This is a genomic window from Enterococcus sp. DIV1206 (genome assembly GCF_051712485.1).
Taxonomy (GTDB): Bacteria; Bacillota; Bacilli; order Lactobacillales; family Enterococcaceae; genus Enterococcus; species Enterococcus faecalis.
On record NZ_JBIOOZ010000001.1, the window covers coordinates 1020690 to 1037832 of the forward strand.

The following is a 17143-nucleotide window of genomic DNA, read 5'->3' on the forward strand; positions in this document are numbered from 1 at the left end:
AAAATTGAGGAGTAAAGAGGGGATAAGGCACAATGATTGATCGTTATACAAGACCCGAAATGGGCGCAATTTGGACAGATGAGAACCGCTACAAGGCATGGCTAGAAGTTGAAATTTTGGCGGATGAAGCTTGGGCAGAACTTGGCGAAATTCCTAAAGAAGATGTACAAAAAATCCGAGAAAATGCATCATTTGATGTTGCACGTATTTTAGAAATTGAAGCAGAAACACGTCATGATGTTGTCGCTTTTACCCGTGCCGTTTCAGAAACGCTTGGTGAAGAGCGAAAATGGGTGCACTATGGGTTAACCAGCACAGATGTTGTGGATACTGCCTATGGTTATCTATTGAAACAGGCGAATGATATTTTACGGAAAGATTTACAAACATTTACGGAGATTGTCGGAGCCAAAGCCAAAGAGTATAAACATACGGTCATGATGGGAAGAACGCATGGTGTTCATGCAGAACCGACTACATTTGGTTTGAAATTAGCGTTGTGGTATTCTGAAATGAAACGCAATATTGAACGTTTTGAACATGCAGCCAAAGGTGTCGAAGCAGGTAAAATCAGTGGAGCCGTAGGTACCTTTGCCAATATTTCACCATTTGTTGAAGAATATGTTTGCGAACATTTGGGGATCCGTGCTCAAGAGATTTCGACACAAGTTTTACCACGTGATTTACATGCAGAATATGTTTCTGCCATGGCATTAATTGCGACAAGTATTGAAAAATTTGCAACAGAAATTCGTGGTCTACAAAAATCAGAAACGCGTGAAGTAGAAGAATTTTTTGCAAAAGGACAAAAAGGATCTTCGGCAATGCCGCATAAACGGAATCCAATTGGTTCTGAAAATATGACTGGTTTGGCACGTGTGATTCGTGGTCATGTCATTACTGCCTTTGAAAATGTGAGTTTATGGCATGAACGAGATATTTCTCACTCGTCTGCTGAACGGATTATTATTCCCGATACGACGATTTTACTAAATTACATGTTGAATCGTTTTGGTAATATTGTCAAAAACTTAACGGTCTTCCCAGAAAATATGAAGCGTAACATGGATGCGACCTATGGACTAATTTATAGCCAACGTGTCTTGTTAAAATTGATTGACCATGGCATGACACGTGAAGAAGCGTATGATCTGGTCCAACCAAAAACAGCTTACGCATGGGATCATCAAACGGCGTTCCGTCCGTTGCTAGATGCGGATGAAAAAATTACTTCTGTCTTATCAAAAGAAGAGCTAGATGATGCCTTTGATTATCATTATCATTTAAAAAATGTTGACACGATTTTTGAACGTGTTGGTTTAGGATAAAAAAGAGCGTTCAGGAAAAAACAGTTTCTTCCTGAGCGCTTTTTTTGTTTTCAGAAAAAAAGTTGAAAAGTTATTTAGTAGAAATGAGAAGAAAAAGTATTAATTTTTAGCGAGCAAACGTCAAAAGGTATAATTCATTTATTTACCTTTTGACGTTTTCTCGCTATTTGTTTGGTTTTTCTTTAGATTATAAAGGAGATATTTTCAAAAAAAGATGGAATTTAGGTGTTTTCATAGGTGTAAAGCGCTATCAAACCCTTATAGGATAAGCATATATCATTTTTTAATTATGGGTTTAAAAATTCAAAATTTTTTTTTGTGTATCTTTAGCTATAATGAGTCTATTAACGATAATTATTAAAAGAATGGAGGGAAAGTTGATTGTAATGAAATTGTCACAAGTCCCAAATAAAACGACGGGGAATGGAATAAAAATATTCGGTTATCTCTGTTTTATAGTTAGCTGTTATCTAATCTTTTTACGCTTCGAAGTTGCTTTATCCCAACAACCAGAGCCACAGCCACTGGCGGGTTTCACAGTTGAAAGTGTGATACCAGATAATCAGCTAGATAAGAACCAAACTTATTTTTATTTAGGCGTTCAGCCAAGTAGTCAGCAGATTATTCAAGTGAAAATCAGAAGTTTGCAAAAAGAGCCCGTAACTGTCGCTTTAAGTATTCATGATGCAGTGAACGGAACGGAAGGACAGATTGACTATACGCAGACGAGCCCCAAACTAGATTCTAGTTTGACAAATTCCATCACACAAATTGTTCATTTGCAAAATAAGGAAGCTACGGTCACTGTAAAAAACTTTGAAGAAAAAATAGTGAATTATGAAATCAAAATACCCAAAGAGCCATTTTCTGGAGTTAAATTAGGCGCATTACGGTTTATTAAACAATTAGAGGATGAATCATTAACAAGTAATCAGTTTACATCAACCTATGCGTATACTATTTCCGTCATGTTGACAGAAGATAAACAACCATTTGATGAAGGAGCAGAATTGCAACTAAAAAAAGTTGGTACAACGATCAGTGCTGGCCAACCTGTGGTTCAAGTAACATACCAAAATCGGCAACCAAAAGTTATGAAAGAAGCAACAATTACCAATTGGTTAACCAAAAAAGGTCAGACAAAAGAGTTACTAAAAAAAGTACAAGCAGATGTGACAGTGGCACCTAATTCGCTATTAGCTATGGATCTGCCATTGAATGACGTTGTCCTGCCAGCGGGAACTTATACTGTTCACAGCCAAGTAAGCGCTGGTAATCGCGAATGGCAGTGGCGAAAAGATTTTACAATTACACAAACGCAAATAAAACAATGGTCGACGAATACACCTTCAGCAAAAAGGCAACCGTTTTTGTTAGTGGGGAGTAGTGCAATGGTCCTCGTTGTAGTTAGCATTTATTTTTACCTTAAAAAGAGTAGAACTAAATAGTAAAGAAATAAAAAGGAAAAGCAGGTGTTGGTTATGAACAAGAAAATGACTAATCTAATCTGTGTCATATTATTAGGCACGATGATTTTACCAATTAATGGCTTAGCTGAGGGGACTGAGTCAACAACAGTAACGAGTGAAATGCAACAAATTATTGAAGATTCATTACCTAAGCTATCAGAACCGTCCAAGCAAACGATAGAAACAACTGAAACAACCGATTCTTCAATTGAAAAAACTCAAGCAACTGAAGCAACGAAAGAAGTAGAAACTGTTTCCTTTACTTGGTCACAACAAGAATCAGAACGTCAAGTAACTGCCGGAGCGGATTTTTATCTAAAAATAACTAGTAATGTAACTTGGGCGGAAATCCAATTGCCTCAGGAAATTCAATATAATCCCCAAAAGAACCAACAATTGCAGGAGCATAGTTCTTATAATCAAGAACAACATAGCTTGGTTTTAAGAGACTTAGCCCAGTTGGGGGAGAGTTACTTGCTGTTAACGACAACAAAAGCAGGAACCTTTACCTTGTCAGTCAAAGATAAAAACCAAGAAACGTTGGCTAATAATTTAGACGTGACGATTGTGAAAGAGCAAGTAGTAGTGCCACAAGAGACCCAGAAGAGTAGTGAGCAGAAGCAAACAAAGGAAAATGAAAAAAGCAACCCCGTCGTTAAGTCTAAAAACATTGCCGCTAAAGCGAATGGGATTATGGTCGGTTTGACTGCACCAGCCACTTATCGTACATATACTGACCCTGCGACAGGAACAGCACCAGATTACTTAACTGTTTCTTTACCAGTTTCCATCAGCCAAGCGGGCCTCACTGGTACTTCGATTGAGCTTCCTTATGGCTTTTATCCAAGTAAAAGTGACCCGATTTTTAAAGACTTTGATAGTACAGCACCGATATTTTCGTTGGTGACACCTAGTACACCTAGTGCTAACTCCATTGTGGCTTCGTATGTAAACGATACGGCCAATAAAAAATTAATTATTCGCTTGAAAGAAACCAAGACAACTTTAGAGACGATTAATTTACGTTTTAAATTTAATAATGTCTATGATGCCAAAATCCCACCTGAACAAATTGTGTGGAATAATCTCCAAGCGAAGGTGTTTGATAATACGGGGACACAAATAGCAAGTTCAGCGGCAAATAAAGTCTTAAAAACTAATGTGGCTGGTTCTAGTGCTTCAAATGTAAGTTCTAGTTACGCAGTTCCTAGTGATGACAATTATTTTGACGGTGATATTGTTATAGGACATAGTTATTGGTTTAATTATTTAGCTAGAGCGAATTTAGACCCTAGTTATGAGCATCAAGTGTATGTTGAAATTCCCACGGGAGCTACACTAACGGGAAATTTAGCCAATAAATTATTAAAAACCGGGGTCACAAATGCACAAGATCCTAGTGTGCCAGTGGGTTTTACTCGGTACTATCAGAAGTTAGTAACTCTCTCACCAAATATTTTAGACAACCCAGCAACTCGAATTGATTTAACCTATCTCGACACAAAGGTTACTTTGAATAAAACGTATGCAGAAGGGAGTTCTTTTTCCGTTAATTTTGGAATGAAGGTAAAATACCTGAATGGGAAAATAAATACGCTCACCACTACGAAACGTTATATAAAACGTTCTCGGCCAGATTTTCAATTGTCAGGAACAGGCTATCATTCGACTGTCACAGGTTCTACCAACACAGTTAATAACTTAGACAGTATAGCAACAGCTGGAACTTTTTACACTTTTGGCTATGGTTCATTTAACCGCATAATTACTATTAAGAATACTGGCGCCAAACCAATTCAAGGAGTGACATATAAATTACAAGAATTAACTGCAGGATCAGCAAAGGGAAACTTTACTAATTTATATATTTTAGGTTTGAATGATGGAGTGAGTGCCCCCGCCTATTATCGCCCTTTGTATCATATTAAAAATGCTGTAACTGGAACGAGTCGTTCTGTTTGGAGTAGTACACCGGCTAAGACTGGTAGCTTTAGTCCAGCTTTACCGACTTTAGCAATCAATGAGTATATTTCAACCATTGATATTATTCCTATGGGAACCGATGGCACAACTGCCAATTCGTTACCTCCTGGGAATGGGATGGTCTTTCGATATCAGGTCAAAAGTTGGCCTAGTGGAAAGTGGCCAGACGGCACAGGGCTTTCTAGCAAGACTAATCCAATCACCTTTGGAGCCACAATGCAGTACCAAGATGCAACGGGGACTCCTACAGAGCTTAAATTAAACAATAATGTAGTATATTATAATAAAGGCGTAGCTTTACGTGGTGGTGCTAGCTTTACCAGTGTTAATAGTGAAAATAAACTGCCTGGGGACACGATTAACTATGAAATAGTCGGGAGAAATCATGGCTACTATACAGATACTTCTTTTGGGGATTGGGAGAATCCCATTATTACAATTAAAGTTCCCAAACAGTTACGTTTAAAAGCGACTACGAAAAAAGATTTTATTGATGAGAGTAATCAAGTGACCTATCCAGCTTCGGTGACCGCTGAAACCTTAGCTATAAATGACACAACTTATAATTATTATCGTTTTAAGACGTCCAGCACGGCTTATAAATCTAAAGTAACGGGAGCGGCTAGTATTTTTCGGATTCCTTTAGAATTTGTAGTGGATAGTTCAGCGGCTTCTGGAAGCTATCAAATTCCTTATATCGCCTATAGTAGCCCTAAGGCAACTGATTTCTTTCATGGTGTACTTACTCAATTATCTGCTGCAGAAGCAAAAAAAATTGGCTTAGACAACACGAACGAAAATAGCTACGTGATTAACTCATCTACTTCTAATATTGGCTTTTCTGTTGTGGATTCTTCTAAGTTAGACAGCGCTACTAATGCTCGTGGCTCCGCGACGCAAGCTTGGTCAAATACGAATATCTTTGCGGTAGATCGCAAAGGCACCCCGCAAATGCAAACGGTCATTAAAAATTCTGGAAATACAAACTTCAATAACGTTCGCTTGTATAATATTTTACCTTCTTCTAGTGATGGTCGTGGTTCAACAGGCAGCATCGGGTTTACAAACTTGACCAGTAATAATGGGACAGCCAAAACTTACTATACAACTAAGCCTGTCTCACAATTGCCTAGTTATGCTAACAATGATTTGCAAGCGTGGAATGCCACTAAACTAACCAGTTTAGGGTTCACTACAACTAAACCCGCTAATTCAGCTTTAATCACAGCAATCTATGTCGATTTTGGCGCAACGACAATCAAACCAAGTGAGACATTAGATGCGATTATGAGTTTTTTAGTGCCAGATGCAGAGAATCAAAAAGCAATTAACCAATTTCAATATTCTGCTAAAGAAGCTAAAGCAGGAGCCACTTTAACAGCAGTTAGTGATGAAATTACCTTTAGCACAGAGTTTGCTCAAGTAGCCTATGAACAAAATTTACCGAGTATTACAGTTCCTGGAAGTGGAGTGAAAGATTTACCTTCTCCGCAAACGATCCAGTTAGATGTGAATGATGCCGGCAAAATTGTCATTCCAACAGCCAAACCAACGCTTAGTGGTTATACTTTTGTGGAATGGCAAGATGTTGCAACACCAACCCAAAAATATCAACCGGGTGCAACGATTAGCTTTACGTCTACGTCAACTACCACAAAAATAACTCTGCAAGCTATTTGGAAACCAATCTCAGTGAATGTGACTTTTAGTGCCAATGGGGGCTCGGGTGGTACGGCTGCTAAAGCCTATACTTTTGGGACAGTAGTTAATTTAAGCACGGTTGTGAAGCCAACAAGAACAGGCTATATTTTTCAAGGTTGGGCTACAACAGCCAGTGCCACAACACCAGATATTACAACAAACCCTCTCGTTAATTATGCCTCAGCTAAGACCTATTATGCTGTTTGGAAGGGGAACGCTTATACCGTAAAGTTTGATGCAAATGGGGGAACTGGTACTATGCCTAACGCTAGTTTTATTTATGGAACAGGCAAGCCATTACCAGCCAACATCTTTACGAAAGAGAGTAATACGTTCCTTGGTTGGTCAAGGACACGGACAAGTGCAGTTGTCTATACGGATAAACAAATAATTTCGACATTAACTGCTACTAATAATGGGACTGTAACTTTATATGCGAAATGGAGTGGGCAACGACCTGTATTGATGGGGACACCAAGTACGTTTGATTTTGGCAAACAAACGATTTCGCCAACGGCAAAAAGTTATGGACTAAATTCAGCAAGCTATGTAGGAAGTCCCGAATTACAACAAGCTGGTTTTATGTTACGTCTAGAAGATAATCGACCAACTAGCACAGGTTGGAAATTAAACGTTAGTTTATCTGAATTTAAAGATAAAACTGGTAAATCTTTACCACAAGGAGAAGGAATTACCTTGAACTTTGCGGACACTCAACTTCAAAAAGTTCAATATGCTAATACAGCCGAGGAATCAGTAACGACTGGTTTTACCAATGGACCGATGTTAGGTTCTCAAGCTTTTCGATCGGGTGCAACAGCCCAATCAATAATCACAGCAACTGGAGCACAAGGAAGTGGAACTTGGCAACTATATTTTCCTTTTGAAGAGATAAAATTAACTGTGCCTGCAAATGTAGGAGAAATATCAAAAGTATATCAATCGACAGTAACTTGGTCATTGGACGATGTAGTCTAATCTTAGTATGATTTACTTAGAAGGAAAGTTAATTGTATTAAGAAAAAACGCTTCTAAGTTTTACAGGAATATTAAAAAACAAACGTATTGTTAAATACGTTTGTTTTTTTCTATACTTTTTTCGATTTATCCTTTATAATGTAACTTCGATAGTTACATTAACTATTAAATGCAAACAAAGGAGGAGAAGTATGGATAAACAACAGCGAGGCATTCAAGTGATTAGAATTTGGCTAGGGGTGACGATGCTAATTCATGGAGTGATGAAAGTAACGTCATTGGAAGATACTTTAGCGTTTTTTGCTAGTATTGGTTTGCCAAGTCTTTTTGTTTATGGTGTAGCAGCAATTGAATTAATTGGTGGATTATTTATGATTATTGGTTTTTTAATTCCATTGGTATCAGTAGGATTCATAGCAGTTTTAGTCGGAGCTATTTTTTCTTTTGGTTTGGCAAGTGGTTTTAGTGGTTATGAGTACGAATTATTTTTAGCAATAACCAGTTTGGCTATTTTGGTTAGCTATGCCGATAAAAAGTATCTTACGTTAAAACTTTATTTTTAATAAATCAATGTAATAAAGAGTTGGTCAAACTAGTTGTTATTGCGAAAAAAGCCCTAAAACAGTGATATTTAACTGTTTTAGGTTTTTTTTTATCAAAAAGGTCAAAAAAGGTCAATTTATTTATTGACCTTTACTGACCAATAGGGTATAATAAATTTATAAGGTTTACGAATACCTTAACTTTTGAAGAAATCCATCAAAAGTCGGATAATAATAATTGTAAAGAATGTTAAAATAAAAAAAGACAAAACAATAAACGGGAGGGATCGTTTATGAATATTGAAAAAATGACAACAACGCTACAAGAGGCGATTGCTGAAGCTCAAAAAGTTGCGGTGACACGGCAACATCAAGAAATTGATATTGCACATTTATGGAAAATTTTTCTTCAACCAAACCATTTTGGGCGTAATTTTTACACAGATGCTGGTTTAGATGTTGATGCATTTGAACGAGAAGTAGATAACGCGTTAGATGAATATCCGAGTGTGGCAGGCGGTAATGTGCAATATGGTCAAAATTTAAGTCAAAATTTGTTCCATTTATTGCAAGAAGCTGATTCACTTCGAGAAGAATTCCAAGATGAATTTTTATCAACCGAAATTGTACTTTTAGCTTTAATGAAATTGAAAAATTATCGTTTAACAAAATATTTAATGCAACAAGGCATTACAGAAAAAGAGTTAAGAAAAAATATTGAAGAGATGAGAGGAGGAGATCGTGTGACTTCTCAAAACCAGGAAGAACAATATAAAGCACTAGAAAAATACGGTGTTGACTTAGTACAACAAGTAAAAGCAGGAAAACAAGATCCAATCATTGGTCGTGACGAAGAAATTCGTGACGTTATTCGGATTTTATCAAGAAAAACTAAAAATAATCCAGTCTTAATTGGTGAACCAGGTGTTGGTAAAACAGCGATTGTTGAAGGATTAGCACAACGAATCGTTCGTAAAGATGTCCCCGAAAACTTAAAAGATAAAACCATTTTTTCTTTAGATATGGGTGCCTTAATTGCGGGAGCAAAATTCCGTGGCGAATTTGAAGAACGGTTAAAAGCTGTTTTAAAAGAAGTGAAAAAAAGTGATGGCAAAATCATTTTATTCATTGATGAAATTCATAATATCGTCGGAGCTGGTAAAACTGAAGGCAGTATGGACGCCGGGAATTTATTAAAACCGATGCTAGCACGTGGTGAATTGCATTTAATCGGTGCCACAACGCTTGATGAATATCGCCAATATATGGAAAAAGATAAAGCCTTAGAACGTCGTTTCCAAAAAGTATTAGTCAAAGAACCAACAGTAGAAGATACCATTTCTATTTTGCGTGGCTTAAAAGAACGATTTGAAATTCACCACGGCGTGAATATTCATGACAATGCTTTAGTTGCTGCCGCTACTTTATCCGATCGCTATATTACTGATCGTTTCTTACCAGATAAAGCGATTGACTTAGTCGATGAAGCAAGCGCAACGATTCGAGTGGAAATGAATTCGATGCCTACAGAGCTCGATCAAGTAACACGTCGGTTAATGCAACTAGAAATTGAAGAAGCGGCCTTGAAAAAAGAATCAGATGATGCAAGTAAAAAACGGTTAGCCAACTTGCAAGAAGAATTAGCAGATTTGCGTGAAGAAGCCAACTCAATGAAAATGCAATGGGAAACGGAAAAAGAAGAAGTTAATGCGGTTTCCAACAAACGTGCAGAGATTGATAAAGCAAAACACGAATTAGAAGATGCTGAAAATAATTATGATTTAGAACGAGCGGCTGTTTTGCGTCATGGAACAATTCCACAATTAGAACATGAATTGAAAGAATTGGAAGAAAAGAACGCTAAAGATAACGTCAAAATGGTACAAGAATCGGTTACTGAAAACGAAATTGCGCAAGTGGTCGGTCGTTTAACCGGCATTCCTGTGACAAAATTAGTTGAAGGCGAACGAGAAAAATTAATGAAACTGAATGAAACATTACACAAACGTGTGATTGGTCAAGATGAAGCCGTCGATGCTGTTAGTGATGCGGTGATTCGTTCAAGAGCAGGCTTACAAGATCCAAATCGCCCACTCGGTTCGTTCCTTTTCTTAGGACCAACTGGTGTTGGTAAAACAGAACTTGCTAAAGCTTTAGCTGAAGATTTGTTTGATTCTGAAGATCATATGGTACGGATTGACATGAGTGAATACATGGAAAAACATGCCGTGTCTCGTTTGGTTGGGGCCCCTCCAGGCTATATTGGTTATGAAGAAGGTGGTCAGTTAACAGAAGCTGTTCGTCGAAATCCATATACAATTGTTTTATTAGACGAAATTGAAAAAGCGCACCCAGATGTCTTTAATATCTTATTACAAGTTTTAGATGATGGTCGTTTGACAGATTCTAAAGGTCGGGTCGTTGATTTTAAAAATACGGTTTTAATTATGACAAGTAACATCGGCTCTCAGCTTTTATTGGAAGGTGTGACACCTGAAGGAACAATTCCAGAAGAAGTTGAAAATCAAGTCATGAATATTCTAAAAGGACACTTTAAACCAGAGTTCTTAAACAGAATTGATGATACTATTTTATTTACACCATTAAGCTTGGATAATGTGAAAGGAATCATTGGTAAAATGACCGCACAACTTGCTCATCGTTTAGAGCAACAAGAAATTGTGTTGGAAATCACTGATGAAGCTAAAACATGGATTGCTGAAAATGGGTATGAGCCAGCTTATGGAGCTCGTCCGTTAAAACGTTTCATTACTCGCGAAGTCGAAACACCATTAGCAAAAGAAATTGTTTCTGGCCGAGTAATGCCAAAAACAAAAGTCACGATTAGTCTATTAGACAATCAATTAGTTTTTGAAAATGAACCAATAGAAGAAGTATAAAAAAAGAACGAGCGAATTCGCTCGTTCTTTTTTTTATTATGGCAATCGTTGCTTAATTTCTTCCAACAAGTCCTCTTCTGAAGAAACAACCCGACCATTCAATTTAATCAAACCAACTGTATAAAGGTTTAAATAATGGAATTGATTTTCAGCGACTTCGTTCAAAGCATCAAGCTTTTGGTGATTATCAGCACCTTGTTGGCGGCTGTCTGTGTAAATGGCAACCACCGGGATTCCTTTGGCATAAGCAACACCAATTTCGGAAGCTACGCCCGCATCAATGGTTGGTCCGTCTAATAAAGCAACCAATAAGTCGCTAGCAAGGACGTTTTCTGTATCTGCTAAGGCAATCATTTTACTATCGGCATAAGCAGATTTGTCGTTAATCGCCGCATTTTCTTGTGGTAAATAAAGATCGATTGTTTTATCCAATTGTCGAATTTGTTCGACTAAATAGGCATTATAACGTAAGTCAGCTTGCGAAAATAAAGGTCCTGCAAAATAAATTTTTGTCATTTGTCTGTCTCCAATCCAAGGGTTTAGAAATAATCACTGAAATAAGCTTCTTGGTCAGGAAAAATCCGTTCCAAAGAATTTAAAGTTTCTTTATCTGTATCAATGCGCTCAATTCGATGTAAGTACGAAGGGCGTCGGTAATTCATGACTAAACAAGTTAGTGTTTGAATATCTAAGTGAACGGCGGTACCTAAAGGTTCATCCGTAATGGTTACTTGATCATTTTCATCCCAAATTAAGCCAAAAATACCATTATTCCACTCAGCAACAGGATCTTTAACGACAAAATGGAAGGGCTTAGCTGTACTTTCAAAAGGAAAATTTTCTAAAAAGGCTTTGACATCGACAATTCGAGCCATATAATAGGGCTCAATGCTTTCTTTAATTTGGCTGTCTTCTAAAAGAAAGGCTAATGGTTCATTTTTATAGATATCGCCCTTGACCCAATAAACCATCGAAAAATGCGCAGTAATAAAATTCCACAAGCCATTTCGGGCTTCTTGGTTCAAGTAAAACATTTCCTTAATATGAAATACCTCATCGGCCACCCAATAGAAAAGTACTCCTAAAGGTTCTTGATTGGCACCATAATAGACAGCAGCAGTCCGTTCTTCCTCGTTTTCAAAACGCCAATATTCTTCCCAGTTGAAGGCACTACGAATGAGTGCGCCGTGATTTTGACGAGCGAATCGCGCATAGACATCAAAGACATCTGGGTGATCGACAGCTAACCTTTCAATCATTCCTGGAACGGGAACGGTTTTTGGTAATTGCGTATCCCGAATTTTAAAAGATAACTTGTCGGACATGATTTCCCAACCTTTACGTCGGTAATAAGGAATGTTGTAAGGGAAAAGATAAGAAATCCACTGTTTATCTTGGCGCATTTCTTCTAATGCCGTTTGAATCAAGTCTTTCATTAAACCGTGGTTGGCATATTCAGGATAGGTACCGACACCAGTAACGCCGCCCATTTTATATAAAGCACCATGGATATTGACTTCGCATGGATAGATAGCAATTTGTGAAATTAATTGATTTTCGTGAAACCAGCCAAATACTTTTGAAAGTTCTAAAATCGGTTGTTTTGATTTGATAAATGCGCGTTTGTTTTCAAAACCACTTTCTTCAATATCCGCTTCAGTTACTTGAAAAACATAGGAAAGAAGTTCATTAAATTGATCAATGTGTTCTTCCTCAACAGGCTTTAAGGTCAGTTGCTTTCGAAATTCTTGTTCATCCATTTTTCCATCTCCAATAAATTTACTGTTTTTAGTATACCAAATTTTTCGAAACTCTGTTAGCCTTTCGAAACCAAAAGAATAAAAGGGAAGTGCTTTAAATCTTCTTCAAAAATTGGTATAATGAAAAGTGCTGATTATCCTAGACCTTTAAACATGATAATTTGATAAAAAAGGCAACTAAAATATAACAATTGATTGATGAAGCTAGCAGGGAGCTAGCTTTTCTTAAAAGAAATGAGGCAAAAAATGAACAATAAAGAAATGAAAGCAAGACAAGAGAAAATTCGTAATTTCTCGATCATTGCCCACATTGACCATGGGAAGTCAACTTTAGCCGACCGGATTTTGGAAAAAACAAATACAGTTAGCAGTCGAGAAATGCAAGATCAATTACTTGATTCAATGGATTTAGAGAGAGAACGCGGCATTACCATCAAATTAAACGCAATTGAATTAAACTATACAGCCAAAGATGGTGAAACCTATACTTTCCATTTGATTGACACACCAGGGCACGTCGATTTCACCTACGAAGTTTCTCGTAGCTTGGCAGCTTGTGAAGGGGCTGTTCTAGTTGTTGATGCGGCGCAAGGAATTGAAGCGCAAACGCTAGCAAATGTCTATTTGGCATTGGATAATGACTTAGAAATTTTACCTGTTATTAATAAAATTGATTTACCCGCCGCTGATCCAGAGCGTGTTCGGACAGAGATTGAAGACGTAATTGGAATTGATGCATCGGAAGCTGTTTTAGCAAGTGCCAAAGCAGGGATTGGGATTGAAGATATTTTAGAACAAGTGGTGGAGTATGTACCAGCTCCATCAGGCGATATTGAGGCTCCTTTAAAGGCTTTGATTTTTGACTCTATTTACGATAGTTATCGGGGGGTCGTTTTAAACATCCGTGTAATTGACGGTGTCGTTCGTCCTGGGGATAAAATCCAAATGATGAGTAACGGTAAAACGTTTGATGTAACAGAAGTCGGCGTTTTTTCACCGAAACCAATTGCTCGTGATTATTTAATGGTTGGTGATGTGGGTTATATCACTGCTAGCATTAAAACGGTTCAAGATACACGGGTCGGGGATACAGTGACTTTGGCCGACAATCCAGCAGCAGAAGCACTACCAGGCTACCGCAAAATGAATCCAATGGTTTATTGTGGCTTATATCCAATTGATACGTCGCGCTACAATGATTTACGGGAAGCATTAGAAAAATTACAATTAAATGATGCGGCGTTACAATTTGAACCGGAAACATCGCAAGCTTTAGGATTTGGTTTCCGTTGTGGTTTCTTAGGTTTGCTGCACATGGATGTTGTTCAGGAACGTTTGGAACGAGAATTTAATTTAGAGTTAATTACAACAGCACCGTCCGTAATTTATCATGTTAATAAAACAGACGGAACAACCGTTGTTGTTGACAACCCAGCTGAATTTCCAGAACCAGTAACGATTGAATCTGTGGAAGAACCTTATGTTAAAGCGCAAATCATGGTGCCAAACGATTATGTAGGAGCAGTAATGGAATTATCACAACGTAAACGTGGCGAATTCATTACAATGGATTACTTAGACGATTATCGTGTAAACGTAGTTTATGAAATTCCGTTATCTGAAATCGTGTTTGACTTTTTCGATAAATTGAAATCAAGTACAAAAGGCTATGCATCCTTAGATTACGAAATGGCTGGCTATCGTACTAGCCGCCTAGTGAAAATGGATATTCTATTAAATGCTGAAAAAGTGGATGCGTTAAGCTTTATTGTTCACCGAGATTTCGCATTTGAGCGTGGTAAAGCGATTGTTGAGAAACTGAAAAAACTAATTCCACGTCAACAGTTTGAAGTCCCAGTTCAAGCGGCAATTGGTCAAAAAATTGTGGCTCGTTCAGATATTAAAGCCTTACGCAAAAACGTACTGGCTAAATGCTATGGTGGCGATGTTTCTCGTAAACGTAAATTGTTAGAGAAACAAAAAGAAGGGAAGAAACGGATGAAACAAATTGGATCCGTGGAAGTTCCTCAAGAAGCCTTTATGGCGGTTCTGAAAATGGATGAAGATGATCAGAAAAAATAACTTATTAAAAAAGTACCTCAGTCTGAGCTGAGGTGCTTTTTTTGAAAATATAAATTAAAGTAAACTACATTTTAAAATAAAACACGCAAAATTGCGTGCTTTTTTATATTGTGATAGAATATACATACGAAAGCTTATAAATAATCAAAATAATTTTGCAAATCAAGTAAATAAGGAGAGAACAAATGGCTGGAACAATAAAAGAAATTGCTGAAAAAGCAGGAGTATCTAGGGGAACTGTGGATCGAGCATTGAATAATCGCGGCCGAATCAATCCTGAGGTTGCTGAAAAAATTAAAACAATAGCGAAAGAAATGAACTATGTTCCGAAGAAAAAAAAGATGGCCAAAGAAGAACCAATCAAATTAGGTGTTGTGACACAATTGGCAAAATCTTCTTTTATGATTCCAATTCGATCAGGTTTACAAGCAGTTATAGGTGATCTAAAAAAAAGAAATATTGATTGCTTTTTAGAGGAAATAGACGGGGTCGATGAAGCGGCGCAGTTACAGGCACTTGAACGCTTGTTAGAACTTGGTGTAAAAGGAATTGCCATCATGCCAGTTGATAGTGTGGCGATTAGGGAAAAAATCAATCAGCTTACGGAACAAGGCATTAAGGTCATCACATTCAATTCGGACATTGTTGGTAGTAAACGTCAATGCTTTGTCGGAATGGATAACTTTAAAAGCGGGAAGACAGCTGCTGGATTATTAGGAATGTTGACAAAAGGAGAGGGAGATGTCCTAGCTATTACTGGATATTTTGGAAATAGTGTGAATAGTTTACGAGTTGCTGGTTTTGTTGAAGAATTGAAACAGTCATTTCCACAATTGAAATTAACAGGTGTTCAAAGCAGTTTTGATTCGAGCGATGAAGTCGAAAAGATTTTAAGTGACACATTAGAGAACTATACTAATTTAAAAGGTGTCGTTGTGTTTTCAGGAGGTCAAGCAGGAATTGCTCGTGTGTTGAAAAAAAGGGCAGGGAAAGACAGACCGTATGTGATTATCTATGATTTAACTGAGAAAAATATCGAGATGCTGAAAAAAAATCAAGTTGATTTTCTAATTGATCAAGATGGTTTTACGCAGGGTTATCGTTCTTTACTATTATTAGCGAATCAACTACAGAATAATAAATTTATAACAGAAGAGATGTTATTTACAGATATCATTATTAAAACAAAATATAATCTTTAAAAGAAGTGTGAATCTTGCTGTAAAGCAATTCATACTTCTTTTTTTGCGTTCTTTTAAAATGCACGCAAAAATAATGTGCTAATTTAATGTTGCACGCGTTTTGAAAGCGTGCTATAATTCGTTTGTAAATAATAGAAGAACGAAGAAGAGGTGGATCTATGAGTTATATTAGCTTTGATCAATCAAAAGAATTTGATCTAGTTCTTTTAGGTAGAGTGGCTATCGATTTTAACCCTGCCTATAATGAGCAAGTTAAAGAAGAATTTAAGCCTTTAAAAAATGTTCATATGTTTGAAAAGTTTGTGGGAGGTTCTCCTGCAAATATTTCCGTGGGTATCACCAAACATGGGATGAAAGCTGGCTTCATTGGGAAAGTATCCGATGACCAGTTCGGAGAATATGTTATTGATTACTTTAATGAGCAAGGCATTGATACTTCTCAGATAAGTAAAGCACAGCATGGCGAAAAGTTGGGTCTGACTTTTACAGAAATGCTATCACCTAAAGAAAGTAGCATTTTAATGTATCGGAACCAAGCTGCGGATTTACAACTAAGTGTCGAAGATATCGATGAAGATTATTTGAAACGTTCAAAAGCCTTATTAATTTCAGGAACTGCTTTGGCGGAAAGCCCTTCAAGAGAAGCCGTGTTAAAAGCTGTGATGTTAGCGAAAAAAAACAACGTCAAAATTATTTTTGATATCGACTATCGAGAATACAATTGGAAAAATGTGGATGAAATCGCTATTTATTATTCAATAGTTGCGAAAGAATCAGATATTATTATGGGCTCGAGAGAAGAATTTGATTTAACTGAAAGATTGATTCAACTAAATATGACAGATAATGAAAGCGCTGTTTTTTGGCATAATTGTGGCGCTCAAATAGTCGTTATTAAACACGGGATGAAAGGCTCAACAGCTTATACAGCAGATCAACAACAGTTTTCAATTAAACCATTTCCAGTGGAGGCACGTAAGGGATTTGGTGGCGGTGATGGCTATGCAGCTGGATTTTTATACGGTTTATTTGAAGGTTGGGAAATTATCGATTGCTTAGAGTTTGGCTCAGCGGAAGCTTCGATGATGGTCAAAAGTAACAATTGCTCAGATTCTTTACCAACGACGCAAGAAGTAAAAGAGTTCATTAAACTGGAGAAGGAAATATACGGCGAAATGATCGCCAGGATTTAAGGTGG

General features: G+C 37.2%; 10 protein-coding genes. 8 read left to right on the forward strand and 2 right to left on the reverse strand.

What is annotated here, in order from left to right; genetic code table 11:
- Window positions 1-32: 32 nt before the first annotated feature.
- The 5 genes from purB (at window position 33) to clpB (ending at window position 10901) form a co-directional block, all read left to right on the forward strand.
- Window positions 33-1328, forward strand: coding sequence for an adenylosuccinate lyase (gene purB / locus IGK86_RS05065; RefSeq protein ID WP_002356808.1), 1296 nt, complete (start codon window positions 33-35; stop codon window positions 1326-1328).
- A gap of 386 nt (window positions 1329-1714) precedes the next feature.
- Window positions 1715-2776 (forward strand): DUF916 and DUF3324 domain-containing protein, encoded by a 1062-nt coding sequence (locus IGK86_RS05070; protein ID WP_029742333.1) that lies wholly within the window; start codon window positions 1715-1717, stop codon window positions 2774-2776.
- 33 nt (window positions 2777-2809) lie between these two features.
- Complete coding sequence (locus IGK86_RS05075) at window positions 2810-7459, forward strand: WxL domain-containing protein (protein WP_438742115.1); 4650 nt, start codon at window positions 2810-2812, stop codon at window positions 7457-7459.
- A gap of 191 nt (window positions 7460-7650) precedes the next feature.
- Entirely contained in the window at window positions 7651-8022 is a 372-nt protein-coding gene (locus tag IGK86_RS05080; RefSeq protein ID WP_002359784.1) for a DoxX family protein, read from the forward strand.
- 272 nt (window positions 8023-8294) lie between these two features.
- Entirely contained in the window at window positions 8295-10901 is a 2607-nt protein-coding gene (clpB, locus tag IGK86_RS05085; protein ID WP_002362158.1) for an ATP-dependent chaperone ClpB, read from the forward strand.
- A gap of 36 nt (window positions 10902-10937) precedes the next feature.
- Here the strand turns inward: clpB and IGK86_RS05090 are convergent, their stop codons facing one another.
- Window positions 10938-11417 carry a nucleoside 2-deoxyribosyltransferase gene (locus tag IGK86_RS05090; protein WP_016617550.1) on the reverse strand — a complete coding sequence of 160 codons (480 nt, stop codon included), beginning with the start codon at window positions 11415-11417 and terminating at the stop codon, window positions 10938-10940.
- Between the two features lie 23 nt (window positions 11418-11440).
- Window positions 11441-12661, reverse strand: coding sequence for a GNAT family N-acetyltransferase (locus tag IGK86_RS05095; RefSeq protein WP_002356813.1), 1221 nt, complete (start codon window positions 12659-12661; stop codon window positions 11441-11443).
- Window positions 12662-12907: 246 nt separating this feature from the next.
- On the opposite strand from IGK86_RS05095, the gene lepA reads away from it, so the two are divergent.
- The 3 genes from lepA to iolC all read left to right on the forward strand — a co-directional run bounded on the left by lepA (window position 12908) and on the right by iolC (window position 17138).
- The gene (gene lepA, locus IGK86_RS05100) at window positions 12908-14743 is read left to right on the forward strand and encodes a translation elongation factor 4 (RefSeq protein ID WP_002362155.1); all 1836 of its coding nucleotides are present in this window, start codon (window positions 12908-12910) and stop codon (window positions 14741-14743) included.
- Between the two features lie 185 nt (window positions 14744-14928).
- Window positions 14929-15945, forward strand: coding sequence for a LacI family DNA-binding transcriptional regulator (locus IGK86_RS05105; RefSeq protein WP_002402919.1), 1017 nt, complete (start codon window positions 14929-14931; stop codon window positions 15943-15945).
- A 158-nt stretch (window positions 15946-16103) separates the two neighbouring features.
- Window positions 16104-17138, forward strand: a complete 1035-nt coding sequence (gene iolC / locus IGK86_RS05110) for a 5-dehydro-2-deoxygluconokinase (protein ID WP_010713230.1) — start codon at window positions 16104-16106, stop codon at window positions 17136-17138.
- Window positions 17139-17143: the final 5 nt, after the last annotated feature.